Source organism: Rhodococcus baikonurensis (assembly GCF_040489275.1).
GTDB classification, from domain to species: Bacteria; Actinomycetota; Actinomycetes; order Mycobacteriales; family Mycobacteriaceae; genus Rhodococcus_F; species Rhodococcus_F baikonurensis.
Genome location: NZ_JBEUOQ010000005.1, coordinates 384691 through 410099, shown reverse-complemented (window position 1 = coordinate 410099; position 25409 = coordinate 384691). Strand labels below are relative to the sequence as shown.

At 63.5% G+C, this 25409-nt stretch carries 23 protein-coding genes; 19 read left to right on the top strand and 4 right to left on the bottom strand.

Translation table 11 applies throughout. The features are described from left to right. The first annotated feature begins 63 nt into the window (after positions 1 to 63). Positions 64 to 1530: a type VII secretion protein EccB gene (gene eccB, locus ABWI03_RS15275; protein ID WP_298778667.1), complete on the top strand. Its 1467-nt coding sequence runs from the start codon at positions 64 to 66 to the stop codon at positions 1528 to 1530. 14 nt (positions 1531 to 1544) lie between these two features. Here the strand turns inward: eccB and mycP are convergent, their stop codons facing one another. Together mycP and eccD are read right to left on the bottom strand one after the other, a co-directional pair. Next, positions 1545 to 2957 (bottom strand): type VII secretion-associated serine protease mycosin, encoded by a 1413-nt coding sequence (gene mycP / locus ABWI03_RS15270; protein WP_298778663.1) that lies wholly within the window; start codon positions 2955 to 2957, stop codon positions 1545 to 1547. Positions 2958 to 2971: 14 nt separating this feature from the next. Further along, the gene (eccD, locus tag ABWI03_RS15265) at positions 2972 to 4438 is read right to left on the bottom strand and encodes a type VII secretion integral membrane protein EccD (RefSeq protein WP_298778659.1); all 1467 of its coding nucleotides are present in this window, start codon (positions 4436 to 4438) and stop codon (positions 2972 to 2974) included. Positions 4439 to 4635: 197 nt separating this feature from the next. Here eccD and eccCa point away from each other — a divergent pair, with 197 nt between their 5' ends. The 10 genes from eccCa (at position 4636) to ABWI03_RS15215 (ending at position 15673) form a co-directional block, all read left to right on the top strand. Further along, a complete protein-coding gene (gene eccCa, locus ABWI03_RS15260) occupies positions 4636 to 8679 on the top strand; it encodes a type VII secretion protein EccCa (protein ID WP_298778656.1) in 4044 nt (1347 codons plus the stop codon). 53 nt (positions 8680 to 8732) lie between these two features. Next, positions 8733 to 10175 carry a type VII secretion-associated protein gene (locus tag ABWI03_RS15255; RefSeq protein WP_298778653.1) on the top strand — a complete coding sequence of 481 codons (1443 nt, stop codon included), beginning with the start codon at positions 8733 to 8735 and terminating at the stop codon, positions 10173 to 10175. 183 nt (positions 10176 to 10358) lie between these two features. Next, a complete protein-coding gene (locus tag ABWI03_RS15250; RefSeq protein ID WP_095968907.1) occupies positions 10359 to 10664 on the top strand; it encodes a WXG100 family type VII secretion target in 306 nt (101 codons plus the stop codon). An 86-nt stretch (positions 10665 to 10750) separates the two neighbouring features. Beyond that, the gene (locus ABWI03_RS15245) at positions 10751 to 11044 is read left to right on the top strand and encodes a WXG100 family type VII secretion target (protein ID WP_003940975.1); all 294 of its coding nucleotides are present in this window, start codon (positions 10751 to 10753) and stop codon (positions 11042 to 11044) included. Between the two features lie 288 nt (positions 11045 to 11332). Then, complete coding sequence (gene rplM / locus ABWI03_RS15240; RefSeq protein ID WP_003940842.1) at positions 11333 to 11776, top strand: 50S ribosomal protein L13; 444 nt, start codon at positions 11333 to 11335, stop codon at positions 11774 to 11776. After that, complete coding sequence (gene rpsI / locus ABWI03_RS15235; protein ID WP_298778648.1) at positions 11773 to 12285, top strand: 30S ribosomal protein S9; 513 nt, start codon at positions 11773 to 11775, stop codon at positions 12283 to 12285. Before rplM ends, rpsI begins: the two co-directional genes overlap by 4 nt. 154 nt (positions 12286 to 12439) lie before the next feature. After that, positions 12440 to 13777, top strand: a complete 1338-nt coding sequence (gene glmM / locus ABWI03_RS15230; RefSeq protein ID WP_298778645.1) for a phosphoglucosamine mutase — start codon at positions 12440 to 12442, stop codon at positions 13775 to 13777. A 140-nt stretch (positions 13778 to 13917) separates the two neighbouring features. Continuing rightward, positions 13918 to 14223 (top strand): hypothetical protein, encoded by a 306-nt coding sequence (locus ABWI03_RS15225; RefSeq protein ID WP_283376899.1) that lies wholly within the window; start codon positions 13918 to 13920, stop codon positions 14221 to 14223. Next, complete coding sequence (locus tag ABWI03_RS15220; protein WP_353798744.1) at positions 14220 to 15368, top strand: hypothetical protein; 1149 nt, start codon at positions 14220 to 14222, stop codon at positions 15366 to 15368. The genes ABWI03_RS15225 and ABWI03_RS15220 overlap by 4 nt, the downstream gene beginning before the upstream one ends. Further along, the gene (locus tag ABWI03_RS15215; protein ID WP_298778640.1) at positions 15365 to 15673 is read left to right on the top strand and encodes a hypothetical protein; all 309 of its coding nucleotides are present in this window, start codon (positions 15365 to 15367) and stop codon (positions 15671 to 15673) included. Before ABWI03_RS15220 ends, ABWI03_RS15215 begins: the two co-directional genes overlap by 4 nt. On the opposite strand, the gene ABWI03_RS15210 is transcribed toward ABWI03_RS15215, so the two are convergent. Continuing rightward, entirely contained in the window at positions 15634 to 16473 is an 840-nt protein-coding gene (locus tag ABWI03_RS15210) for a poly(ethylene terephthalate) hydrolase family protein (protein ID WP_095968912.1), read from the bottom strand. The genes ABWI03_RS15215 and ABWI03_RS15210 overlap by 40 nt on opposite strands. A gap of 112 nt (positions 16474 to 16585) precedes the next feature. On the opposite strand from ABWI03_RS15210, the gene glmS reads away from it, so the two are divergent. After that, positions 16586 to 18448, top strand: a complete 1863-nt coding sequence (gene glmS, locus ABWI03_RS15205) for a glutamine--fructose-6-phosphate transaminase (isomerizing) (protein ID WP_003940837.1) — start codon at positions 16586 to 16588, stop codon at positions 18446 to 18448. A 54-nt stretch (positions 18449 to 18502) separates the two neighbouring features. Here glmS and ABWI03_RS15200 read toward each other — a convergent pair whose 3' ends face one another. Beyond that, positions 18503 to 18874 carry a plastocyanin/azurin family copper-binding protein gene (locus tag ABWI03_RS15200; RefSeq protein WP_095968914.1) on the bottom strand — a complete coding sequence of 124 codons (372 nt, stop codon included), beginning with the start codon at positions 18872 to 18874 and terminating at the stop codon, positions 18503 to 18505. 38 nt (positions 18875 to 18912) lie between these two features. On the opposite strand from ABWI03_RS15200, the gene ABWI03_RS15195 reads away from it, so the two are divergent. From ABWI03_RS15195 to tsaD, 7 genes are read left to right on the top strand one after another with little or no spacing between them, the layout of a single operon-like run. Next, positions 18913 to 20346, top strand: a complete 1434-nt coding sequence (locus ABWI03_RS15195; protein ID WP_298778635.1) for an NAD(P)H-hydrate dehydratase — start codon at positions 18913 to 18915, stop codon at positions 20344 to 20346. Between the two features lie 55 nt (positions 20347 to 20401). Further along, entirely contained in the window at positions 20402 to 21604 is a 1203-nt protein-coding gene (gene alr, locus ABWI03_RS15190) for an alanine racemase (RefSeq protein WP_298778634.1), read from the top strand. Then, positions 21601 to 22653: an alpha/beta fold hydrolase gene (locus ABWI03_RS15185; protein WP_298778631.1), complete on the top strand. Its 1053-nt coding sequence runs from the start codon at positions 21601 to 21603 to the stop codon at positions 22651 to 22653. The genes alr and ABWI03_RS15185 overlap by 4 nt, the downstream gene beginning before the upstream one ends. Then, positions 22643 to 23134, top strand: coding sequence for a tRNA (adenosine(37)-N6)-threonylcarbamoyltransferase complex ATPase subunit type 1 TsaE (gene tsaE / locus ABWI03_RS15180; RefSeq protein WP_298778627.1), 492 nt, complete (start codon positions 22643 to 22645; stop codon positions 23132 to 23134). Before ABWI03_RS15185 ends, tsaE begins: the two co-directional genes overlap by 11 nt. A 49-nt stretch (positions 23135 to 23183) precedes the next feature. Beyond that, positions 23184 to 23867: a tRNA (adenosine(37)-N6)-threonylcarbamoyltransferase complex dimerization subunit type 1 TsaB gene (tsaB, locus tag ABWI03_RS15175; RefSeq protein WP_298778624.1), complete on the top strand. Its 684-nt coding sequence runs from the start codon at positions 23184 to 23186 to the stop codon at positions 23865 to 23867. 10 nt (positions 23868 to 23877) lie between these two features. After that, entirely contained in the window at positions 23878 to 24372 is a 495-nt protein-coding gene (gene rimI / locus ABWI03_RS15170; RefSeq protein WP_124566599.1) for a ribosomal protein S18-alanine N-acetyltransferase, read from the top strand. After that, complete coding sequence (gene tsaD, locus ABWI03_RS15165) at positions 24369 to 25406, top strand: tRNA (adenosine(37)-N6)-threonylcarbamoyltransferase complex transferase subunit TsaD (protein ID WP_166810879.1); 1038 nt, start codon at positions 24369 to 24371, stop codon at positions 25404 to 25406. The genes rimI and tsaD overlap by 4 nt, the downstream gene beginning before the upstream one ends. Positions 25407 to 25409: the final 3 nt, after the last annotated feature.

Below are 25409 nucleotides of genomic sequence, written 5' to 3'. Positions count from 1 at the left end.
GAAAATTTCCGCCCCGGCGAAACTGTACTGTGTCTTCGCAAGGGGATGTAAGGCACGGGGGGAATGATGGCTGCGACACCTACCACTCGCTGGCAGGTCAACGGGTACCGATTCTTGGTCAGGCGGATGGAACACGCGCTGGTCAGACGAGACGTTCGGATGCTTCACGATCCGATGCGGTCACAGTCGCGCGCCTTCACCGTCGGAATAGTCCTCGCTGCACTGGGATTGGCGGGTTGTGCGGTGCTTGCTCTGTTTCGGCCACAGGACAAGATCGGCGATGCAGATATCGTCGTTGCAAAGGAATCGGGCGCGATGTTCGTCGCCATGGAGGGTACTTTTCGCCCTGTGCTGAACTTGGCCTCGGCACGACTGATTCTGGGTTCGCCAGGAAAACCGGCAATAGTCAAGGCATCCGAGGTCGAGGCGAAACCCCGGGGCGCGCTCGTCGGCATTCCCGGCGCACCGTCCGCGCTGCCGGAATCGGCCGACCCGACCAACGCATTGTGGACGGTGTGCGATTCCGTCGGATCCGACGGGAGAAAATCGTTGACGACTTCGGTCCTGGTCGGCTCGTCCAATGTCGGTGAAAACACGACATATCTGACGAATGACCGTGCATTCCTGGTGAAGTCGGGGGCCGATCACTTTCTCGTGTACGACGGAAAGCGAGCGGAAATCGATGTGGACAATCCGGCGATCATGCGGGCTTTGGGGCTGGAAGGGGCACAGGCGCGACCGATCAGCATCGGATTCCTCAATTCGATTCCCGAAGTTCCGCGCGTCGACGCTCCGCGAATTCCCGAACTGGGCTCAGCACCCCGGTTTCCTCTGCAGAACAAAACTGTCGGCTCCGTCGTCCAGGTTTCGGCGGGTGCGGACCCGCAGTACTACGTGGTACTCGAGAACGGTATCCAGAAGGTCGGCGCGGCAGTCGCTCAACTGATCTACTTCTCGGATTCACAGGGCGCCACCGGGATCACGAACGTCACCCCTGATGCCATCAGTCGTATTCCCTCGGTGAGCGAGTTGACCGTCGACTCGTTGCCGCAGGCGGTTCCGGAGATCGTCGATGATCGCGGCGCGCCTGTCGGCTGTCTGCAATGGGCTCCCTCGCCTGCAGTCGAGGGCGGCGAAAGTAGTTCTGCAACGCTGAAACTCGTCGCTGGATTGCAGGTTCCGATCCCGGAGGGGGGCAAGTTGGTATCCCTGGCGCAGGCGGACGGATCGGGTGACAATCTCGACAGCGTCCATGTCGAACAGGGATTCGGCGGATTTGTTCAAGCGACCGGAATCGAGACGAGCAGCACCAGGCGCGACGGAGTGTTCTACGTATCCGATACCGGTGTGAAATACGGAGTTCCAGACGAAACCTCGGCTCGCGCACTCGGATTGACGCGAACGCCTGATCGCGCGCCGTGGCAGATGCTCGACCTACTTGCATCAGGTCCTGCGCTCGAGAAGGAAAACGCACTGATAGCTCACGACGGAGTCGCCCCCGATACAGCGCCGGCCGCTCCGGTGAACTGAACAGCGCTGACGGTTCAGAGATCGATGTTCCGGCGTTCGGGAAGATGCCGACGAATGACTCGACGAAGGGGCATCGATGCCAACAGCGTCAGTAGGGCGAGGGTGCCGACCGTTCCGGCTCCGACGAGTGCCGCGTCGCGAGATCGGTTGTCGGGGGTCGGCGGCGTGGGTAGGGGATCGATCGATACCGACTGATGATGGACCTGGACGGGTTCCCCCGGTGCCAATTCGCCAGTTACCGCAGCGAGTGGATCGATGACGCCGTGACCGACGTAGGGATTCCAACCCTGCGCCGGAGCGTGGGCCGTGGCTTCGATACGTCGCATGACCTCGAGCGCAGTCAGTTCCGGGTGAACCGACCGGACCAGTGCGGCGGTTGCCGCGACATAGGGCGCAGCGAAACTGGTCCCGTTGAACGACTGTACGGCGCCGTCAGGGCCGTAAACCCCGTTGGTCAGACCGGGCGATGTCGGGTGAAGTGAGGTGATTCCGGTGCCGGGAGCCGCCACGTCGACCCATGGACCGCCGAGGCTGAATGAGCTGGCGGCGCCCGTGGGGTCTACCGACCCGACGGTGAGGACATAGTCGTCGTACCAAGCCGGACTGGCAATCGTCACAACCGAGTCCCATGGATCGGCTAGGGGAGCGAGGGGATCCGGTGGTGGATTCTGGTTCTTGCACCCTCCTGATCCGACGTTACCTGCAGCAGCGACGACTACGACGTTCTTCGCAATCGTGGCGTATTCGATTGCAGCGCCGAGCCGTTGGTCGTTGATCCCGTCCCCGGCAGGCTTACAGGCGACTTCGGAGATGTTGATGACGCTTGCACCCATGTCCGCAGCGTGACGGACCGCCGATGCCATGGTGTCGACGTTTCCGTAGCCAGACGAGTTCTCGGCTACAGCAGGGTCTTCGCGTTGGCCGGCCACCGAGAAAGCGGCACTGGACTGCCTGATCGAGATGATCTGTGCGTCCGGCGCAGCTCCGGTGAATCCGGAACCCTCGACCTGCTGGGCGGCGATGAGACCCGCCACGACTGTTCCATGTGAGTCACAATCATCGGCGCCGTCGGAGGTCCCGACATAGTCACCGCCGCCTTCGAGTGCAGGTAGCCGGGGATGTCTGCTGACGCCGGTGTCGATGACAGCAATTCGCTGCCCTGCCCCTCGGGTGATCGGCCACACCGAATCGAATCCCAGATCCTGTTGAGAACGTGGAATATCCGCACCGTCACCACCCGCTACGGCGGGGACGCACAGGGTTCGCTGTTCGGTGGGGTGGGGAGGTGCGGGCGGACCGTCCTCGGGCAGCATTGCAGGATCGATGGGGGAAGGAACCGCACTCGATGCGCCACCCGCCCCGGCGAGAACTGTGAAGGCAACGATCACGAATGCGGCACAGGTGTTTGTCGCGCGTCGAATCACCATCGAGATCCGATCGCTCAGAGACCGCGCATGAGCGCGAAGAGCCCGCTGACCCAGCAGATCAGCGGAACGATTGCTGCAATAGCAGCGAGGTCCAACAGTTCCGCCGCGCGCCGCATCACGGGGCTGAATGTGTTCTGGGGGGCGAGGATTCCCAGAATCAGTGACAGGAGGAGAACAGTCATAGTGATGGCGAAGACGACCAATGCATGGTCGCGATGGGTCCACGCCATGTCGCCCAGGAGAACGAGAATCACCGAGATGCCTGCCGCGATGAGAGGGACCGCCTGCTGTGCGCCCGCATAGGTGCGCCCGCGAAACATCAGCACGACGGCCGTCGCCAATGCGAGAGCAAGGTTCGGCCAGACGATTCCTTGACCGGTCCAGGACCATGCGAGTGCGACTGCGGCAGTGAGCGCGACCACCGACGTGGCCACGATCAGTCCGGTCAGATAGCTACGAGCCCGCCCCGCCCTGTCGGTCAACTCGGTCAGCCCGGGTAGCTCGGGCTCGGGCACTCCGTCGCGATCGTCGTCGAGGGGATTACTCGGCGTCGGAACAGGGGGAAGCGGTAATCGCGCGAACAGCATCGACAGTCGAGCAGTGAACGTGAGAACGATCAATGCCGCGGCAATCACCGCGCTGCTGACCGTCGCGGTGCGCGCCTCGGGAAGCGTCGTCGTGACGGCGAAGGTGCTCGCCGCAGCAAGGAGGACGACGAGAAGTGTGGTGAAGACGGCTAATCCGGCACCGCACAAGCGGAGGCAGATCAGAGTTACCGCGGCTGCGAATGCCGAACCGAGAAGGAGATGAGCAGAAAGGACAGTGCCGGGTACACAAAGTGCGCCGGAGACGAAAGCCAGTGGCACCGCCGTGCATCCGAGTGTGATGGAGCTTGCAGTGTCTGCGTACACGCGCGCTGCCACGACGGCGGTGACGGTGAGCACCAAGGACGTGACTCCGCCGCAGACAGCGCCGATCAGACCCGTATCGCCGAGGACCAGGGCGAGGGCCGCGATGAGCGCTGCGACGAGGGCGGCGGACGAGCCGACGACGCGCGCGGTGATCGGAGTCCAGCGCCGGTAGATGTCTGCATCCGTGGCCGCGACGGTGTACATGATGTCGTCGAAGAGTGGGGGCGGGGCAGCCGTGTCCGCGGCCTCGAGTACGAGCAATTCCCCATCGCGTATTCCGTGCTCGTGCAGCGACAGCATCGGTGCCAGCGGCGCCCTGCCGACTTTCGACAGAGTCCAGTCGACGGGCTCGAATTGTTCGGTGCTGTGGTCGAACTCGTTGAGATTGCTGTGGTTGACAATTGTGTCCACAATGCCCGGAATGACCGCCGTGAGTGGAACACGAAGCGGCACCGCAAGATCCACCTGCGAATGGGCTGAAAGTACCGTCAACCTGCACAGTTCGGCAGAATGGGTCGCGCGTGGTCCGTGCCCGGTGTGTGCAGCGCTGGTTGTAGTGGTGCTGGTCAAGATCTGTCCCCTCCCATGACGCGATTCCCCTGTCGCGTCACCCCAGTTCACCCGAACGATACGACATGAACTGCGCGCCCGTGTCGGAGACAGCGCCGACAACAGGTGGCACCGACCCGAGTGTCGGTGTTGTGATCTACTCTCTTGCAATTGCGCGAGTACGCCTTGGGGGGCCGGCGGTAGCCGGGACGAGGCGCATGTCGGCAACAGTTGCAGCACCGATGGGGGTGGGTGAATTGAGCACTGTCAGATTTGCGCGTCGAGCGCGCCGTGAATCGCCGCGCACACCGGGCGGCGAGGTGACGCTTCAGGCCCCACCGGAGATTCCTCGCGTCACGCCGGGAAACCTACTGACCAAACTACTTCCGGTGATCATGGTGGTTGCCATGATCGGCATGGTGGCGCTGATGTTCTCTTCCGGCATGGCGCGCAATCCGATGTCTCTCCTGTTTCCGGTCATGATGATGGTGTCGATGCTCGGGATGCTCGCCGGGGGCGGTCGTAGCGGTGGAGCACGGGCGTCCGAAGCGAACGAGGACCGCAAGGACTACCTGCGGTACCTGGATCAGATGCGCAGCGATGTTGCTGCGACGTCTGGTGCGCAGCGTGCTGCACTGCAATGGAGCAACCCCGAGCCGTCGTTGCTCTGGACGTTGGTCGGAACTGTGCGGATGTGGGAACGTCAGATCACCGACTCGGACTACTGCCACGTTCGGGTCGGTCTGGGTACACAGCGATTGGCCACCAGACTCGTATCTCCGGAGACCGGGCCGGTCGAGGATCTCGAACCCGTCGCCGCTGTCTCGCTTCGGCGATTCGTTCGTGCGCATTCGGTTGTCAAGGATCTGCCGACAGCCGTCTCGCTTCGCGGATTTGCTGCGATGTCCATCGAGGGGCAGAGAGATTCCGCTCGTGCGCTTGTCCGCTCGATGTTGATGCAGCTGTGCACTTTCCACGGTCCGGACACGGTCCAAGTTGCGGTGGTGTGCGGTCCCGATACCGAATCCGAGTGGGAGTGGGTCAAGTGGCTGCCACACGTGCAACATCCGGAGTCTCAGGACGGCGCCGGCACTTCACGTATGGTGTTCGGTTCGTACCTCGAGTTCGAGAGTTCCCTCGGTGAATCGCTTTCGATGCGTGCTCGGTTCGCCCGCAACACTCCAGCGAGTGCGGGCGTTCCGCATCTCGTGTTGGTCGTGGACGGTGGCTTGCTCGAAGGTGACACCGGCCTGTTGTCCGAATCCGGGCTCGACTCGGTGACCGTCCTCGACCTGTGCGGGTTCTGCCCGCGCTTGGCGGCGGCGCGTGGTCTGCGACTGGTCGTCGGTAGCGAGCAGATCGGCGCGGTGAGCAGCGCAGGAGTCGAGAACTTTGCGACGCCTGACGCTGCGACGACGAGCCTGGCCCAGTCGTTCGGACGTCGCATCGCACCGTTCCGCGCGGCATCGCAGAACGCCGTGGACGCAGCCGACGACGACCGGTCCCTTCGGACTTGGAGCCAGATGTTGGGGATAGGAAATGTTGCGAGGTTCAATCCCGAGCACGGCTGGCTGCCACGTCAGGGGCGCGACCGACTCCGCGTGCCGATCGGTGTCGGACAAGACGGAAACCCCGTCGAACTGGATCTGAAGGAATCGGCCGAGAACGGTATGGGTCCGCACGGCCTGTGTATCGGAGCCACCGGTTCTGGCAAGTCGGAGTTCCTGCGAACCTTGGTGCTCGGCCTGATCGCGACCCACTCACCCAACGCACTGAACCTCGTCCTGATCGACTTCAAAGGTGGTGCAACCTTTCTCGGCCTCGAGGAGGCGCCGCACGTTGCTGCGATCATCACCAACCTTGCCGAGGAATTGGCGATGGTCGATCGTATGAAGGACGCGCTCGCCGGCGAAATGAATCGTCGACAAGAACTGCTGCGTGCGGCGGGAAACTTCGCAAACGTGTCCGATTACGAGAAGGCGAGGCTGGCCGGCGCTGCACTCGATCCGTTGCCTGCACTCTTCGTGGTTGTCGACGAGTTTTCCGAACTGCTCAGTCAACAGCCGGAATTTGCCGAATTGTTCGTGGCCATCGGGCGATTGGGGAGGTCACTTCACATCCACTTGTTGTTGGCCAGTCAGCGGCTCGACGAAGGAAAGCTGCGGGGGCTCGACAGCCATCTTTCGTATCGGATCGGTTTGAAAACTTTCTCGGCGAACGAGTCTCGTTCCGTTCTCGGTGTTCCCGATGCTTATCACCTACCAGGCACGCCCGGTGCGGGATATCTGAAGTCCGATTCTGCTGAGATCGTTCGCTTCCAAGGTGCATACGTGTCAGGCCCGTGCGAGGGCGAGCGGATAGTGCCCACTCGATTCTCGGTCGATTCCCCCGTCGAACTCGCGCCGCTGCCCTTTACCGCGACTCCCGTGATCGGGCCGGAGGCTGCTGTCGTTCCCGTCGAACCCGATGTCGTCGACATGGGTGAAATTGGTGACGATGCACGTACTCTCATGGGAGTCCTCGTCGACCGCATGCGTGGTCACGGTCCGCGCGCACACGAGGTGTGGCTCCCGCCACTCGAGGCATCTCCGACGCTTGACCAGTTGCTGCCGCGGTGGGCGGCCGGTGATCAACCTCGCGGAAATCTGAGCGCACCCTTCGGCATAGTCGACAGGCCGTTCGATCAGCGCCGCGATCTTCTCGTCGCCGATCTCAACGGATCGACGGGCAACCTTGCGATCGTCGGTGGCCCGCAGTCGGGAAAATCGACGGCGTTGCGCACATTGATCCTGTCTCTGAGCATGACGCACACGCCGGAACAGATTCAGTTCTACTGCCTCGACTTCGGCGGTGGAACGCTCCTCGGGTTGAAGGATCTGCCGCACGTCGGATCGGTGGCAAACCGCTTGGATTCCGACCGCGTCCGGCGCACGGTTGCCGAGGTACTCGGTGTGGTCGCGAAACGAGAGCGGCTGTTTCGTGACCTCGGCATCGACTCGATGGCCGATTTCCGAAGACTGCGAACAGTTGATCCCACCGGGGAAGGTGTGGCGGCGGGACTCCGAGATGACCCGTACGGTGACGTCTTCCTCGTCGTCGATGGTTGGCCCAGTGTTCGTTCGGATTTCGAATCGCTCGAGCCTCAGATCAACATGCTCGCCGGTCAAGGATTGTCCTTCGGTGTGCACGTGATCGTCACGACGTCGAGGTGGGCCGAGATCCGGCCGGCACTCAAGGACCAACTGGGTACTCGTATCGAACTTCGGTTGGGCGATCCGGGAGATTCGGATGCGGGTCGCCAGAAAGCCGGCCTGGTGCCGGAAGGTCGACCGGGTCGAGGCATCACACGCGACGGGCTCCACCTTCTTACCGGACTACCTCGAATCGACGGTTTGCCAGGTAGTGAGAACTCCAGCGGGAGTGTGACGGCGACGGTCGAACGTATTGCGGCCATGTCGAATTCGCGTCCGGCACCGACCGTGCGGATGCTTCCGGATTCGTACTCGCGGGCAGAACTTCTCGAAGCTGTCGGGACCCGGTGGCCCTCACCGAGTGCGGCCGACGGTCGGTGCCTCACCGTGCCGATCGGCCTCGGTGAGACCGACCTCGCGCCGGTGTACATGGACTTCCGGGAACACCCGCACTTCTTGATATTCGGCGACACCGCGTGTGGCAAGACATCTCTTCTGCGCGCAATAGCGGAAGGGATCATCGCGTCGAACACACCGGCCCAGGCCAAGCTGATTATCGGTGACTATCGGCATTCCCTGCTGGGAGTGGTCGAAGGGAATCACCTCGGCGGGTACTCGGCGTCGTCGACGACCTTCGGTGAGTTGATGGTCGACTTGGCTCGGATCGTCGCCGCGAGGATGCCGAACGCCGAAACAACGCAGCAGCAATTGCGGGAACGGTCGTGGTGGAGTGGGCCGGAGATTTATGTACTGATCGACGACTACGACCTTGTGGCTACATCGAGTGGAAATCCGGTGGCGCCGTTGCTCGAATACATTCCGCATTCCAAGGACATCGGTTTGCACCTGGTGATTGCCCGCCGTTCCGGTGGCGCGGCCAGGGCACTGTACGAGCCGGTGATCGCGAGAATTCGCGACATGGCACCGGCCGGATTGATCATGAGCGGAAGTCGTGACGAGGGAAATCTCGTCGGCACCGTCCGCGCGTCGACATTGCCGGAAGGTCGTGGGGTCTACGTTTCTCGCTCGCAAACCCAACTTGTCCAAGTTCCGTGGATGCCACCGCTGTGACCGTTCCGTCCTTGGTGTCAGTCTCGTTACATTGGGGTCCATCCAATATCTGGGTGGTATCGGGTCAACGCGAATTCTGTTGCAGTGCAGACCTCAGACGGGAAACGGCGTCGGGTCCCGGTACCGGTGAAAATGCGATCGATTTCGTCGACGACGACTATGTCGACGTAGATGGTCGGATTGTCCCGACGGTTTTGGAGCTGGCCAGGCTGATTTCCAGGGCGATGGACGGGTGCGGAATCGTCGATGTAGACATTCTCTATCTCAGTCATCCCTCGGATTGGGGTGCCCCACGCAGGCGGCGATTGCTCGATGCCGCACGGCGAGTGGCGCACGACGTCGTCCTCGTTCCGACGTCGGTCGCGGCGGCGAGGTCGGCTCACACAGCCTGGCGATCGCGGTGCGTCGTCCTCGAACTGCGTGGCGGAACGGTGGTCGCGTCTGTTGTCGGTGAGGTCGACGGCGAACTCCGAATCGACGGGGCACAAAGTTCGGCGATCGCAGACGTTGCGGGGTTGTTTTCCGCAATCGGGGACTTGTCGGTTCGGGACGCCGTGGTGCTGGTCGGGCCGCGCTCCCATGCCGTTGCGGCTTCGCTCGAACGTGGCTCGACGAATGTCCACGGCCACGCGAGCATTCGAATTCTGGACGAGAGTCGGGTGGCGTCGTCTCTGGTGGATCCTCAGACGCTCGTTCGCCAGACAACCGCGCGGGACAGTTCCGGTCGAATCGTCGACAATTCGGCTTTTGGCGCCGGGTGGGTAGGCGATTCGGATGGCGCGATGTCGATTACTTCCATGGACTCGACTGCCTCCTCACCGCGTCGAGTCGACGGGAGGAACGGAGGCCGTCGATGGTTCGCTGCGGCGCTTGCGATGGTCGCCGTCGTCGCTGTGGTCGCGGCAACGGTTGTGGTGTTCACTCGCGATCGAAGCGATTCTCGGTCGGCAGGGTCGGTCGCAGCTACGGCGGAAGACGAAGTTGAGATCGCGGAGGCGTCGAAAGATCAGGGGAAGCCCGCACCGAAGACTTCGATTCCGTCGATCGAGCCCGATGTCACGCCGGAACTCAGGCGTGTGGACCTGGGAAGCGTTGCAGCAGAGTTGCCTTCCGATTGGAAGCTTCTGTCACCAGGGACTTCGAGCGGTCGTACCGATTTGATACCCAGCTCCGGCGAGGATCGCAAGATCGTGGTCATCGAGAAACGTCTTGCGGAAGGTGCGGGATTCGATTCCGTCGAAGCTGCTTTGCGTCAGCAGTTTTCGGCGTTCGAGGACCCGTTGCGGTTCGGAGAGTTTTCTGTGATCGACGATGCCGCAGGAAAACAGGCAGTGGTGTACGTCGAGTTTCCGGACGATTTCTCCGAGGTGCGTTGGCACGTGTACGTCGGCAACGGTCGGCAAGTGAGTATCGGCTGCCAGTATCTGGTCGGTGAGTGGGACAGTCTCGAAGCGGACTGTCTGCGGATGTGGCAGTCACTCGAATTCAAACCCTGATCGGATCGGTCGGTTCTGAAAATATTCTTCGGTCGGGCCGGAACCGTTGGCACGGAGATCGCGTCAAAGTATGTGTAGCGCACATCAGGGAGTTCCGCTCGGACCCCGGTGCACATTCGACGGGCAAGCCGTCGTGTGTGATCGCCGATACCGAACGGTACTCACCGAATCCAGGGGGACGACATGGGCTTTACCGCAACTACCGCTGAATTGATCGATTCGGCGGGGACCATCGACGGACATCTCGGTGACATCAGGGGACTGGTCAACGCTGTTCGGTCGGAGGCCGACGCTTCGCACAATTCGTGGAACGGCGCCGCACAGGTCGAATACGCAGGAATCATGGAGCGATACAACAGCGCGGCCCTGAAGTTGGACACTGCTCTGACCGACATCTGCGAGCAGATCAAACAGGCTGCTGGAACCTTCGACTCGACCGAAGACGACAACGTCAGCGCGCTTCGCGGCGCGACGGTGAACATGTCCTGACCGTGAGCGCTTCACCGTTCGATCAAGCAGTCCTCAGCCAGTAGTTCTCGCAATTTCTCTCCAGTCACACCGAACCGGGAGCAGTTATGTCCGACAGGATCAAGTACGACTTCGGCGGCCTCGCAATGCTGTCCGACCAGATGAAACAGCAGGCCAAAGCGATCAACGACAAGCAGGGCGACATCAAGGTTGTCGTAGACAAGCTGCAAGCAGGCTGGGAAGGGGCAGGCTCCGAAGCGTGGAACGACGCTCAGCGCCGCTGGGCCCAGGCTTCCGAAGAACTGAACATGGTTCTCGCGCAGATCGCCGGAGCGACGGCGAGCGGCTCGGAGAAGATGCAGGAAGCTGATCGGATCGCCGCAAACGGGTTCGGTCGCTGACAGCATTCATGTCGTGATGACACCCCGCCTGCCCCGGTACCGTCAGGTTGCCGGGGCAGGCACATGTCGATCGCTTACCCCCTGGTTCCGGGGAGGGCGTTGTCGACGGCGATGGCTGCGCTTTGACCTGGCAGCGGGTAGACCGGTATCGTCTATCGGTGGCGTGCCGTAGGGCTCCGGCAGAAATGCGTGGAGACCGGCGGTTCTCGGGTCTCAACTGGCCGCCGAGGATCGTTTACGCGATACGCACATGGTCAGCAGTGGAATGAATTAAGACGAGGAAGATCTGTGTCTACGTACACCCCGAAGGCCGGAGATGTGACCCACACGTGGCACGTCATCGACGCCACTGACGTGGTGCTCGGCCGTCTTGCCGTTCAGGCAGCGAACTTGCTGCGTGGCAAGCACAAGCCCACCTACGCGCCGCACATCGACGGTGGTGACTTCGTTGTCATCATCAACGCAGAGAAGGTTGCCATCAGCGGCAACAAGCTCCAGGGCAAGAACGTTTACCACCACTCCGGATTCCCGGGTGGCCTGAAGTCCCGCACTGTCGGTGAGGTCCTCGACAGGACTCCCGATCGTCTCGTCGAGAAGGCCATTGTCGGCATGCTCCCCAAGACGAAGCTCGGCCGCGCAATGAGCAGCAAGCTCAAGGTCTACGCGGGCCCGAATCACCCCCACACCGCGCAGCAGCCGGTGCCGTTCGAGATCAAGCAGGTCGCACAGTGACATCGCCGGAAGAGCAGAACGTGTCCGAAGAGAACATCGAAGCAGTGGAAGAGCTTGTCGCCGCTGACGCAGTCGAGGTCGTCGAAGAGGTTGCTGCAGCTACGCTCGCACCGATCGTCCTCGATCGCCCGGTCCAGACCGTCGGTCGCCGCAAGGAGGCTGTCGTTCGCGTCCGGATGGCTCCCGGCACCGGTCAGTTCAAGCTCAACGGCCGTACGTTGGAGGATTACTTCCCCAACAAGGTTCACCAGCAGCTGATCAAGGCTCCGCTGGTGCTCGTCGAGCGTCCCGACTCTTTCGACATCATTGCACTGCTGCACGGTGGCGGCCCGTCCGGTCAGGCAGGCGCACTGCGTCTGGCTATCGCGCGCGCACTCATCGAGGTAACCCCTGATGATCGTCCGGCCCTCAAGCGTGCAGGCTTCCTGACGCGTGACGCCCGCGCGGTCGAGCGTAAGAAGTACGGCCTGAAGAAGGCCCGTAAGGCATCGCAGTACTCCAAGCGCTGATGCTTTGCCGAGGTTGACCCAACGGGTCTGCTTCGGCACCTGTTCAGCACGAGAGCGGGCGTCCATCGTTACCGGACGCTCGCTCTTGTGTTTCTCGGAGAAATTCCATTCTCGAGTTCCATTCTCGAGGTTCACAGGATTCAGGAGTCGTTCTATGGGTCGGTTGTTCGGTACTGACGGTGTTCGTGGACTTGCCAATTCGGATCTGACTGCAGATCTCGCATTGAGATTGGCAGTGGCCGCGGCGAGCGTACTGACAGCCGACACCTCGGATGCACGCCCGACCGCCGTGATCGGCCGCGATCCTCGCGCCAGCGGTGAGATGCTTCAGGCTGCGGTGACGGCCGGGTTGAGTTCCGCAGGCGTCGACGTGCTCGACGTGGGTATTCTTCCGACTCCGGCAGTTGCCTACTTGACGGCAAAGCTCGACGCCAGTCTCGGTGTCATGATTTCGGCGTCGCATAATCCCATGCCGGACAACGGAATCAAGATCTTCGCGGCCGGTGGACACAAGCTGGACGACGCCGTCGAGGTGGCGATCGAGGATGCACTCGACGGCGCTGCAGCGCCTGTACTTCCGACCGGTGCCGGGATCGGCCGAGTCCGTACCGTCGACGACGCCTCTCAGTTGTACCTGGCACATCTGGCGAGCGCGGCTAGCGAGCCGCTTGCCGGACTCACCGTTGTCGTCGACTGCGCCAACGGCGCCGCTTCCGCGCTCGCACCGGCTGCCTACGCCGCAGCGGGCGCTCGCGTCATCGCGATCAGCGCCGATCCCGACGGCCTCAACATCAACGATGGTTGCGGATCGACGCACCTGGAGAATCTTCAGAAAGCCGTGGTCGATCACGGGGCGGATCTAGGGCTCGCACACGACGGCGACGCGGACCGCTGCCTGGCAGTCGACGAGACCGGAGCGGTGGTCGACGGCGACGCGATCATGGCTGTTCTGGCGATCGCGATGAATGACGCCGGCGAATTGGTCGAGAACACTCTCGTCGCGACCGTCATGAGCAATCTCGGGTTGCACATCGCGATGCGGGAGGCCGGAATCAACGTCGTGACGGCGGCCGTAGGTGACCGCTATGTCTTGGAAGAACTGCGTGCGGGCGGGTACAGCCTCGGTGGAGAACAGTCAGGCCATGTCGTGTTGCCGGCGTTCGGTACCACCGGCGATGGAATTCTCACCGGTCTCCGTTTGCTCGGACGCATGGCTCGTACGCGCAAGTCGGCATCCGCATTGGCCGCAACGATGACCACCCTCCCGCAGGTGCTGATCAACGTCAAGGTCGGCGACAAGGCGACGGTGGCAGCGTCGCCGTCGGTACTTGCGGCAGTCGCGGACGCCAAGCGAGTTCTCGGTGACGGTGGTCGAGTGCTCCTGCGTCCGTCGGGGACAGAGCAACTGGTCCGCGTCATGGTCGAAGCAACCGAACTCCCGCTCGCGCAGAAGTTGGCCGACCAGTTGGCCGAGATCGTCGGTTCGGTGTAGCCCCACATCGCGAGTTCGCGTTGCCGAGAAAACGTAGACGCGTTCGCGTTTTCGAGGGAACGTAAATGCGCCCCGCTGCGTCCAAGGAGTCATAGGCCGCTCGACGTGCGAGTGGTTCCGCTCAAACTTGGGGGTCGCTCGTGGACGTCGACCGTGCTGGAACAAATGAATTGGCACGCCATGCGGTGTCGGCGGCTCAGGATCTGCGAGCTTCTGCGGAACCGATCAGGCATTTGCGATTCGGCGGTGCTGTTTCGGGCCGTGACTATGCCGAGCACGGAGTCGCGTTGGCTTCGGCATTGGCGGTCGTGAATTCTCGCTTGGTCGGGCGTGCCGATTTTCTCGAGATGCTGGGGCGCAGGCTTTCCTCCTCGACCGAGGCGGTCGTCGACGTGGACCGTGCGGGCGCGCAGCGGTTGCGCGGCTCCGGCGGGTCGACTTCGTGACCCCCAACAGCGTGACGCCTCACGCCGTGACGAACGGCTTTGGATTCGTCGAAGATATTCTTGCACTGCGTGATTCGCTCGTGCATCCCGACGAGATCCTGGATGCTGGCGCGAGAGGACTGCAGTTCTTCGGTCGATTTCACGACCTGGCCACTCAGTTGGGTTTCGAAGAACGACTGCTCACGTCCTACGAGGATTCGTATCGTGCAGAAGTGGGCATCGATTTGGGGGCACTGACGCGAGACGTGTCGGACGTGGCTGGGGCCGTGGATGGTTCGGTCGCGGAGATCACGATGCTGACGGTCCTGGCGGAGAACCTTCCAGCGGTGTGGAATGTTTCCGGAGTGGATGTGGTCGTAGACCAGGTCTTCGAGGCGAGGCGAGAAGCTCGGTCCGATGCAGATTCGGCGCCGCTGTTGATCACACTGGCTGACGAATTCGCGCGGACTGTTCGAACGGCGCTGGCCGACAAGGCTTTCAAGGTGGCCAGTCTCGACCGGGCGACGATCGGCGGTCTGGGCGCGGGGGAGATCGAGCAGCTGACCCTCGCCGCTTCCAGCGGTTGTGGTGCGGAGCAATGGCTGGAGACAGTTTTTCGTTCGGTGTATCTGGACGCTCGCGACGAATTCGACAGGGCGTGTACGCAGTGCGTGAGTGCAGTAGGTGATGCTTTCGACGTTGCGACGCAGTGGCTGACAGATGCGTTCCCGTCAAGCTTGCCGGTCGCGGAGCCGAGCGCTTCCGGTGCCGCGGTGTCGCCGTTCTCGTTTTCGATCGGCGGCAACGTGTGGGGCTTCTCGATTACTCCCGACGGTCGCGGGGTGAGTCTCGATGTCACCGGCGCTGACGGGAGCGCTGCGTCGGTCAGCGTGGAGTTGGACGAAAATGGTTGGCCGCGAATAGTGTTCGACGCCGATCAGGAAACGCTGCAGGAACCGCCCCAGTCGGAGGTACTTCAGCCCGAGCTGCCGGTTGAGACCACCACCGAGGTATCCACCACTGAGGTTTCCGCCGCAGAGGTATTGCCGGCGCCGGGTCCGGAGATGGAGCCAGACGCGGAGCCGCCTGTCGCAGTTACCGAGGAGTCGTCTGCCGTCCCCGCCGACGAGACGGGTGCCGAGTTGGCCGGCGCTGGTCCGCTGTGAAGTCCGTACACGCGCCGTTCGAAGCGATCCGGCGAACCCTCGATGCTCAACTCGACGAGTTCCGTGAGCGCAGAGCAGTCGCGGGGACCGAGGAAGCGCGTCAGAGCCCACCGTCGCTGCGATTCGATACCGAAGTTGCCGCGAACGACACCGCTGACAGCGATCCTGACAGCTCCGTCGGAGTCGGCCCGTACCTGCGGTCCGCGTCCGAGCCGACGCCGACTGAGCCGAGCCCGCCGCCGGAGACGGGGGCGAGCCCGGACCCCTACTTACGCAACAGTTGGCTGGCCCGCGCGTCGGAGTGAGGTTCGACCGGGAGCAACGGTGACGTGTGCGGAATCTCGACGTCGGGATCAGCGAAGTCCTTGTACTTCTTGTCTCCGGTCAGATGGAACAACAGGAAGCCCGTGAGCAGGCACCGTGTGGCGGCCTGTGTCTTACGCTCGGACCCACCGAGACCCAGAGCGCCGAGGAGTCGTCGGCCCTCGATCAGTCCGGCGTCCTGACCGTCGTTCACGGTACGTGCCACGACGGGTCCGCCCCACTCCACGCTCAGCGGGCGGGCATTGCTGGTCATGGAATCGACGTCGTCTTCGCCGGCGAGGATCAATCCGGGCGCTGTGATCTTCGACGCGTAGTTCTCCGCCTTGGGTGCCGTCGGGGCCGGGAACAGCGCGGCCACCGCACCGACATCCCCACGTTGAGCTGCCGCCAGCACTGCCGCGCCCGCGCCCATGCCGTGACCGGCAAAGGCGACCCGATCGGGTTGGACGCTGATCTGGCCGGGGCCGAGGCGTACGCCGACGCAGATGTCGAGAGTGGCCCGAAGATCTGCCGCCAATCCGAGGTGTGACGGGACCGGACCGCGTTCGCTGTCGGGCGCCGCTGCGACGATTCCCCAGGAAGCGAGGTGCTGGAGTGTCTGCTCGTACTTGTGGGACCCGACCATCCACCCGTGCGCGAAGGCAACGGCGGGGAGATTGAAACCGGTTTCCGGCGTGTACACGACACCCGGCTGTCCGGCCAGGGCGAGGTTGCCGCGGAGAACTCGATGCGGGCCGCGCTTGGACAGCTCACGGGTCAGTGTCTTCAGTTTCGGTGCCACGGTTGAAGACGTTATCCGATGAGTCGCCTCGTGTATGCGGAGCGGACACTGCAACCAGGTGCGGGAACCGCAAAATGCGCCCACTGCAGATGTCCAAGTACCCTGAGTCACCATGTGCGGAATCGTGGGATACGTCGGCCACCGCCCAGCTCTGGGCGTTGTGGTGGAGGCTTTACGGCGAATGGAGTATCGCGGGTACGACTCGTCGGGAATCGCGATTCTCGACGGAACCGGTGGGGTCGAGATCGAGCGTAAGGCCGGTAAGTTGGCCAACCTCGAGGCGGAGCTCGGCGAGTACGGCGCGGATCACTTCGTCGGTACGTCCGGTATGGGCCATACCCGGTGGGCGACGCACGGGCGTCCGACGGATCGCAATGCACACCCGCATCGTGATGCGTCGGGCAAGCTGGCTGTCGTTCACAACGGAATCATCGAGAACTTCGCCCCGCTGCGAGCGGAGCTCGAGGCTGCAGGCGTCGAGCTTCAGAGCGACACGGATTCCGAGGTGGCAGTCCACCTGGTAGCCCGGGCGTACGCGCAGGGGCCGACGGCAGGCGACTTCATCGAGAGTGCCCTGTCGGTGGTTCGCCGGTTGGAAGGTGCGTTCACGCTCGTCTTCACGCACGCCGACCACGCGGACACGATTGTCGCCGCGCGTCGCTCGACGCCGCTCGTCGTCGGTGTCGGTGAGGGCGAGATGTTCCTCGGCTCCGACGTCGCCGCGTTCATCGAGCACACGCGCGATGCGGTCGAACTCGGACAGGATCAGGCAGTGGTGATCACTGCCGACAGCTACCGGATCTCGGACTTCGCGGGCAACGAGGCAGAAGGACGCCCGTTCCGCATCGACTGGGATCTCGCGGCCGCCGAAAAGGGTGGTCACGACTACTTCATGCTCAAGGAGATCGAAGAGCAGCCGACTGCGGTTGCCGACACTCTCCTCGGACACTTCGAGAACGGGAAGATCGTCCTCGACGAGCAGCGGTTGTCGGACCAGGAGCTGCGCGACGTCGACAAGGTGTTCGTCGTCGCCTGCGGTAGTGCTTACCATTCCGGCCTGTTGGCGAAGTACGCGATCGAGCATTGGACGCGTCTACCTGTCGAGGTCGAACTCGCCAGCGAATTCCGTTACCGCGACCCGGTTCTCGATCGTTCGACGCTCGTCGTCGCGATCTCGCAGTCGGGGGAGACGGCCGACACACTCGAAGCTGTCAAGCATGCCAAGGATCAGAAGGCACGGGTCCTCGCGATCTGCAACACCAACGGTGCGCAGATCCCTCGCGAGGCCGACGCCGTCCTCTACACCCGGGCAGGACCGGAAATCGCGGTCGCGTCCACCAAGGCGTTCCTTGCGCAGGTGACCGCGAACTACCTCGTCGGTTTGGCTTTGGCGCAGGCGCGCGGCACCAAATATCCGGACGAGGTTGCCCGCGAGTATGCCGACCTCGAAGCGATGCCCGCTTTGGTCAGCAAGGTACTCGAGACCGCAGAACCGGTGCGCGCGTTGGCACGCCAGTTCGCGCACGCGTCGACCGTGCTGTTTCTGGGTCGCCACGTCGGCTACCCGGTGGCGCTCGAGGGTGCGCTCAAGCTCAAGGAGCTTGCGTACATGCACGCCGAGGGCTTTGCCGCCGGCGAGCTCAAGCACGGCCCGATCGCCTTGATCGAGGAGGACCTTCCGGTCATCATCGTCATGCCGTCGCCGCAGGGCCGCGCTGTCCTGCACTCGAAGTTGGTGTCCAACATTCAGGAGATCAAAGCGCGCGGTGCGACGACGATCGTCATCGCGGAGGAAGGCGACACCGTCGCCGCGGCGCACGCGGATCACCTGATCGAGATTCCGGCGTCACCTACCCTGCTGCAGCCGTTGCTGTCCACGGTTCCGTTGCAGATCTTTGCGGCCGAGGTTGCAGCCGCACGCGGCTACGACGTCGACAAGCCGCGTAACCTGGCGAAATCGGTTACGGTCGAATAGCTTTCGCAAGACAGCTCGGGCCCCGCAGTCGAAAGACTGCGGGGCCCGAGTGCATTACGGCGCTTGAACGACGACGGTTCCGCGCATCTCGGGATGCGGTGTGCAGGTGTAGTCGTAAGTTCCGGGTTCGGTGAACGTGTAGGTGTAGGTTCCCGATTTCTTGAGCGGACTGCGGAGTTTGCCCTTCGCGTCGCCGAGGCCGTTGACGTCGTGGGCCATTCCGTTGTCGTCGAATACCCACGTGACGGTGTCGCCGACGTTCACGGTGAGGGAAGCGGGGGAGTACGCCATCCCGGAGATGGTCACCACGGGTCCGCTCGCCGTCGTTTCGGCCGCAGATGGTGTGGTGTCTGTGCTGGAACTGCACCCGACCAGACCGAGGGCGAGGACGAGTCCCGCGATTGCCGGGCGAAGACGTGATTTCATGGTTCCGAGGGTAGCGACGGCAACTGAAGGGTTCCGACATGCGTGGGTACTACACAGCCGATCAGGTGCGAGCAGCGGAGGCGCCGCTGCTCGACAAGCTGCCCGACGGGGTGCTGATGCGTCGAGCGGCCTTCGGCCTTGCGCGAGTCGTCGCGGACGAATTACGTTCCCGTACAGGATCGGTCGCGCATCGGTCGGTGACGCTTCTGGTCGGTACCGGCGACAACGGCGGTGATGCCCTGTGGGCGGGTGCGTTGCTCCGCAAACGAGGTGTGAGCGTGCGGGCCGTGTTGCTCGATCCGGCGCGCGCTCATCGGGCGGGCCTCGACGCTCTCTTGAAGGCCGGTGGCCGAGTCGCTGCCGACGTCGGGTCGCCGGATCTGGTGATCGACGGCATCGTCGGGATTTCCGGGCACGGCGGTCTGCGACCTGACGCGGCTGAACTCGTCGGCCAACTGGATGCACCGATCGTGGCGGTCGATCTTCCGAGCGGCGTCGACGCGAACACCGGCTCGGTGGACGGCCCGTCGGTGACCGCTGACGTGACGGTCACATTCGGCGCGCTCAAGCCCGTACACGTACTCGCGGCTCCGCTGTGTGGTCGTGTCGAACTCGTGGACATCGGATTGAACGTCGACGAACCGGCGTTCGGTTCACTCGATCCGGCGGAGGTCGGTGCGCTGTGGCCGGTGCCCGGCCCGGGGGACGACAAGTATTCGCAGGGTGTGGTGGGCATCGTTGCGGGAAGTGAGCAGTATCCCGGCGCGGGCGTGCTCTGCACCGGCGCCGCGGTGACCGCCACTTCCGGCCTGGTCCGCTACGCCGGGCACGGCTCCGCCGAGGTGCTCGCCCGGTTCCCGGAAGTGATTGCCAGTGAGACGTTCCACGCCGCGGGGCGGGTTCAGGCCTGGGTGGTCGGCCCCGGCATGGGTACCGACGACGACGCCGCGCGGCTTCTGGCGTCGGTGCTGGCTACCGATGTACCCGTTGTCGTCGATGCGGACGGACTCACCCTCCTCGCTCAGCGTCCCGAACTTGTCGCAGCCCGCACCGCGCCGACATTGTTGACGCCCCACGCCGGCGAGTTCGCACGATTCACACCCCTGGGCGACGACAGAATCGCGTCCACACGTGCTCTCGCCGAGCGCCTCGGAGTCACGGTTCTGCTGAAGGGCCGCACGACGGTGATCTCGGATCCCGGCGGTGAGGTCCTGGTCAACGACGCCGGCGGCTCCTGGGCGTCGACCGCAGGCTCGGGCGACATCCTCTCCGGTGTGATCGGCGCGTTGCTGGCGGCGGGACTGAGCCCTCTCGAAGCCGGGGCCGTCGGGGCGCGGGCTCACGCGTTGGCTGCGAATATCGCCGCTGCCGGCGATCAGAGCGATGTCGCCGGAGCACCGATTTCGGCTTCGCCCCTGCTGGGAGGTCTGCGCGAGTCGGTGCGGGTGCTTCGCTCTTTTGCCCTTGATTGAGGGTGTTCAAACCCGAACACGTGTCCGATTCTGCGTGGGTGGCAGGATTGTCGCCATGACGCTTGCCCAGGGAAGAGCACCGAAGGAGCCTGCCGAGGGGAAGGCGAGCCGACTCGAAGACGCAGTAGGGCCGCAGACGGAGGTAGTCGTCGATCTGGACGCGATCGCGCACAACGTGCGTGTTCTGCGTGAATTTGCCGGGGACGCCGCGTTGATGGCGGTCATCAAGGCGGACGGATACAACCACGGCGCAGTTGCGGTGGCGCGAACGGCGCTCTCGGCCGGAGCCCGGGAACTCGGCGTCACCACCATCGCGGAGGCATTGGTTCTTCGCGAGGCAGGCATCACCGCTCCCGTCCTGGCCTGGCTGCATGGCGTCGACGCCGATTTCTCCTCGGCGATCCGATCCGATGTCGAGATCGGCGTGTCCTCGCCGCGACACCTGGCTGCTGTCGTCGACGCGGCACGGGTTCTGGGACAACCAGCGACGGTGACGCTCAAGGTGGACACCGGTCTCAATCGCAACGGCGTATCGAGAACCGAGTGGCCGAAGATGCTCGACGACCTCGCAACTGCCCGGGACGAGGGCACGATCAGGCTGCGCGGAGTGTTCTCCCATCTTGCGCACTCGGACGAACCGCATCACGACGTCATCGACATGCAGAAGCAGCGTTTGATCGACGCGGTTGCCGACGTCCGCGCTCGCGGATTCGAACCCGAAGTGGTTCATCTTTCCAACTCCGCCGCGACAGTCACCCGTCCTGACCTGCAATTTGACATGGTTCGGCCCGGAATTGCGATATATGGATTGTCTCCGGTGCCCGAACTCGGAGATTTCGGTTTACGACCGGCGATGACGCTGCGAGCGAAGGTGATTCTGGTGAAGAAGGTGGCCGCCGGAGAGGGCGTCTCCTACGGGCATCAGTGGGTCGCACCGCACGACACCACTCTTGCGCTGCTTCCCGTCGGCTACGCCGACGGTCTGTGTCGTTCACTCAGCGGCAAGTTCGAAGTGCAGTTGGGCGGTAAGCGTCGCCGGGCCGTCGGGCGGATCTGCATGGACCAGGTATTGGTGGACCTGGGGCCGGACGGCGACGGAGTTCGCGAAGGTGACACCGCGATCTTCTTCGGCAACGGCGATCAGGGCGAACCCAACGCGCAGGCCTGGGCCGACGTACTCGACACGATTCACTACGAGGTCGTGACCGGAATACGTGGACGCACTGTGCGTACATACATCGGGGGAGGGACGTCATGAAGACTGCAGGAAAGATGAGCATTCTCGGTGGCCTGCTCAGCGCTGTGGCGCTCGGCTCGATGGCCGGCGTGAATGCATTCAAGACCGCGACGCGTCCGGGCCGGGAAATCTACGCGGACGAGGACTTCGACCTCATGACGCGCGACCGCAAGAGCACTGTGCGCACCGAGGACGGTGTCGAGCTCGCAGTTCGCGAAGTGGGGCCGGATGACGCTCCGCTGACAGTCGTTTTCGTGCACGGGTACTGCCTGAGTGCGCTGTCCTGGCATTTCCAGCGCCGCCAGCTCGAAGAGCGATGGGGCAACACGGTTCGAATGGTGTTCTACGACCAGCGCGGACACGGAGATTCGGGCATGCCGCGTTCGAAGAGTTGTACGGTCTCGCAGCTGGGCCGCGACCTCGCGACTGTCGTCGAGGCCAAAGTGCCCAAGGGACCGATAGTTCTGGTCGGTCACTCGATGGGTGGCATGACGGTGCTCGCGCTCGCCGGTCAGCGACCCGAATGGTTCGAGGGACGAGTCATCGGCGTCGGGCTGGTCGCGACGACGGCGGCCGGGCTGGCCGAGACCGGTCTGACCCGTAATCTGCAGAATCCGATCATCGACGGGTTCCGGTTGGCAGTGCGCACCTCGCCAGGAGTGGTTCAGCATGCCCGCGGCGCTGCGCGAGTACTGATCACGCCGATCCTGCGTGCGGCCTCGTACGGCACCGATGTCAGCCCGCGGCTGCATGAACTGTCGGACGGCATGCTCGACCGGACCTCGGTCGTGACCATCGTCAATTTCTTGCGGACGTTGGAACTGCACGACGAGTCCGCTTCCCTCGAGGTCCTCGCGCACACACCGGCAGTCGTGATCTGCGGCGATCAAGACATGATGATTCCGTTCATCAGCTCGAAGCGTCTCGCTGCCGATCTCCCCGAATCCGAACTCGTGAGAGTTCACGGGGCAGGCCATCTGGTGCAGCTCGAGTTCCCGGCGATCGTGACGGACGCAATCGACAAGTTGGTGCAGCGAGCGCAGGTAGAAGAGCGGTCCGATGTCGGCTGAGAACTCCACGGGACTTCCCGTGTCCGGACAGATCACGTTGGAAACGGCCGGGGATACCGAGGCTTTCGGCCGACGCTTGGCGGCGGGACTTGTTGCCGGCGACCTGGTGGTGCTGGACGGTCCACTCGGGGCAGGCAAGACCGCGTTGACGCGCGGAATCGGCGCCGGGCTCGGGGTGCAGGGCCGGGTGACGTCCCCGACGTTCGTCATCGCTCGTGAGCATCGTCCGGGCACCCGCCCCGGCGGCGGAGTTCCCGTCGGCATGATCCACGTCGACGCATACCGGCTGGGAGACAGCGGACCGCATGCGCTCGACGAACTCGATGCCCTCGACCTCGACACCGACCTCACCGATGCAGTGGTGGTGGTCGAATGGGGTGGTGACGTCGTGGAAAGGCTCGTCGAACGGCACCTGCGAGTGCAGCTTCATCGGGAACCCGAATCGGATGTGCGGACTGCGAGTTGGTCCTGGACGTCGTGACCCTCCCGGGCCGGAAGTAGTTCTTCACGTGCGGGTACCCTGAGAAATCGTGCTTGTTCTCGCAATTGACACCTCCACTCCGGCAGTCACTGCCGGAGTCGTCTCCCTGTCGGCTTCGTCACCGGACCCAGTGTCACTGGACGCAGAGTCACCGGACACAGTGGAGACGCTTGCCGTGCGTGTCACGGTCAATCCTCGTGCGCACGCCGAGGTCTTGACCCCTCACGTCCTCGAATGCCTCGCCGAGGCAGGGATCACTCCGGCAGAGTTGAACGCCGTTGTCGTGGGTGTCGGGCCGGGGCCGTACACCGGACTGCGCGTCGGCATGGCGACAGGCGCTGCCTTCGGTGATGCACTCGGTGTTCCCGTGTACGGCGTGTGCAGCCTCGACGCCATCGCGGCTGCGGTACCGACCACACCGAGCCTGCTCGTCGTGACTGACGCGAGGCGTCGCGAGATCTACTGGGCGCGCTATGACAGAGGGGTGCGCGTCGAAGGACCGGCTGTGAATTCCGCCGGCGACGTTGATCCTTCGCCTTCGACGCTGATTGCCGGATCCGCTTCGCACGTGGACTTCTTCGATCTGCCCGTCGACCCGGCGGAAACACCGTCACCGGCCGGGTTGGTGACAGTCGCTGCTCGCGAGATTCTGGCCGGCTCGGTTCCGGCCCCGCTGGAGCCGCTGTACCTGCGACGCCCGGACGCGAAGACCCTCGCAGAACGTGGCAAGTGAGACAGAGCAGATGAAGTACAGCATCGAGCCGATGAACGTCGATGACGCCGAACGGTGCGCGGAGTTGGAACGCGCGTTGTTCGCGGGCGACGGTCCCTGGAGCGCGCAAGCATTCGTTTCGGAACTTGCCGGCGCACATAATCATTACTTCGTTGCCAGAGAACCAGACGGTCACGTCCTCGGATACGCCGGAGTTGCCTTGTTGGGGGCGTCGCCGAACATGGAGGCCGAGGTTCACACCATCGGTACGGATCCCTCGACTCAGCGACTGGGAATCGGCGGCGCGTTGCTCGATGCGCTTCTGGCCCTGGCGGATTCACGCCAGTGCCCGGTGTTCCTGGAAGTGCGCACCGACAACGAGCCTGCCATCGCGCTGTACCGACGCGAAGGATTCGAGATCGTCGGAACGCGAAAGAAGTACTACCAGCCCAGTGGGGCAGATGCGTACACGATGAGACGGCCTGCCGTGCTCGGTGTCCGCGAAATTGAGGAGCAGCAAGCATGATCGTCATGGGTGTCGAAAGCTCTTGCGACGAAACAGGTGTCGGCATCGTTCGCTGGAACGGTGACGGAACCTGCGACCTGTTGGCCGACGAGGTGGCATCGAGCGTGGATCAGCACGCCAGATACGGGGGAGTCGTTCCCGAAGTGGCCTCACGGGCTCACCTCGAGGCGATAGTACCGACGATGCGCCGCGCTCTTGCGGCCGCCGGTGTCGAGAAGCCCGACGCACTCGCCGTCACCATCGGACCCGGCCTGGCCGGCGCGCTGCTGGTCGGTGTCGCCGCAGCGAAAGCCTATGCGGCAGCATGGAACATCCCGTTCTATGCGGTCAATCATCTCGGTGGCCACGTCTCGGTGGACACTCTCGAACACGGTCCGTTGCCCTCGTGCGTCGCATTGCTGGTCTCCGGTGGTCACACGCACCTGCTTCACGTCGAAGATCTGGGCAAGCCCATCGTCGAGCTGGGAACGACTGTCGACGACGCCGCCGGCGAGGCCTTCGACAAGGTGGCCAGACTGCTCGGACTCGGCTTTCCCGGCGGACCGGCACTCGACGCTGCTGCGCAAGAGGGAGATCGGAACGCGATCGCCTTCCCTCGCGGCATGACGGGGCCGCGCGATTCGCGGCACGACTTCTCGTTCTCGGGACTCAAGACGTCCGTCGCCCGCTATGTCGAATCGAAAGAGCGCGCAGGCGAGACCTTTTCGATTCCGGACATCGCCGCCTCGTTCCAGGAAGCCGTTGCCGACGTCCTGACGATGAAGGCAGTGCGTGCAGCCAAGGACGTCGGGGTCGACACCTTGGTCCTCGGCGGCGGCGCCACGGCTAATTCACGTATTCGCTCACTCGCCGAGCAGCGCTGCGCCGAAGCCGGCATCACGTTGCGCATTCCGAAACCTCGACTCTGCACGGACAACGGCGTGATGATCGCTTCGTTGGCCGCCCACCTGATCGGAAACGGCGCAGGCCCTTCGGAATTGAGTGTGGCTACGGACCCGGGGCTGTCGGTCTCGATCAGCCAGTTGATGCGCTGAGAA

Coding starts and splice junctions, on each gene's coding strand:
- ABWI03_RS15200 (WP_095968914.1), bottom strand. CDS start 18,874: ATGAAATCACGTCTTCGCCCGGCAATCGCGGGACTCGTCCTCGCCCTC.
- mycP (WP_298778663.1), bottom strand. CDS start 2,957: ATGGTGATTCGACGCGCGACAAACACCTGTGCCGCATTCGTGATCGTT.
- tsaE (WP_298778627.1), top strand. CDS start 22,643: ATGTCGGCTGAGAACTCCACGGGACTTCCCGTGTCCGGACAGATCACG.
- ABWI03_RS15250 (WP_095968907.1), top strand. CDS start 10,359: ATGGGCTTTACCGCAACTACCGCTGAATTGATCGATTCGGCGGGGACC.
- ABWI03_RS15195 (WP_298778635.1), top strand. CDS start 18,913: ATGCGTGGGTACTACACAGCCGATCAGGTGCGAGCAGCGGAGGCGCCG.
- ABWI03_RS15185 (WP_298778631.1), top strand. CDS start 21,601: ATGAAGACTGCAGGAAAGATGAGCATTCTCGGTGGCCTGCTCAGCGCT.
- eccCa (WP_298778656.1), top strand. CDS start 4,636: ATGTCGGCAACAGTTGCAGCACCGATGGGGGTGGGTGAATTGAGCACT.
- rimI (WP_124566599.1), top strand. CDS start 23,878: ATGAAGTACAGCATCGAGCCGATGAACGTCGATGACGCCGAACGGTGC.
- ABWI03_RS15245 (WP_003940975.1), top strand. CDS start 10,751: ATGTCCGACAGGATCAAGTACGACTTCGGCGGCCTCGCAATGCTGTCC.
- tsaD (WP_166810879.1), top strand. CDS start 24,369: ATGATCGTCATGGGTGTCGAAAGCTCTTGCGACGAAACAGGTGTCGGC.
- eccB (WP_298778667.1), top strand. CDS start 64: ATGATGGCTGCGACACCTACCACTCGCTGGCAGGTCAACGGGTACCGA.
- glmS (WP_003940837.1), top strand. CDS start 16,586: ATGTGCGGAATCGTGGGATACGTCGGCCACCGCCCAGCTCTGGGCGTT.
- alr (WP_298778634.1), top strand. CDS start 20,402: ATGACGCTTGCCCAGGGAAGAGCACCGAAGGAGCCTGCCGAGGGGAAG.
- glmM (WP_298778645.1), top strand. CDS start 12,440: ATGGGTCGGTTGTTCGGTACTGACGGTGTTCGTGGACTTGCCAATTCG.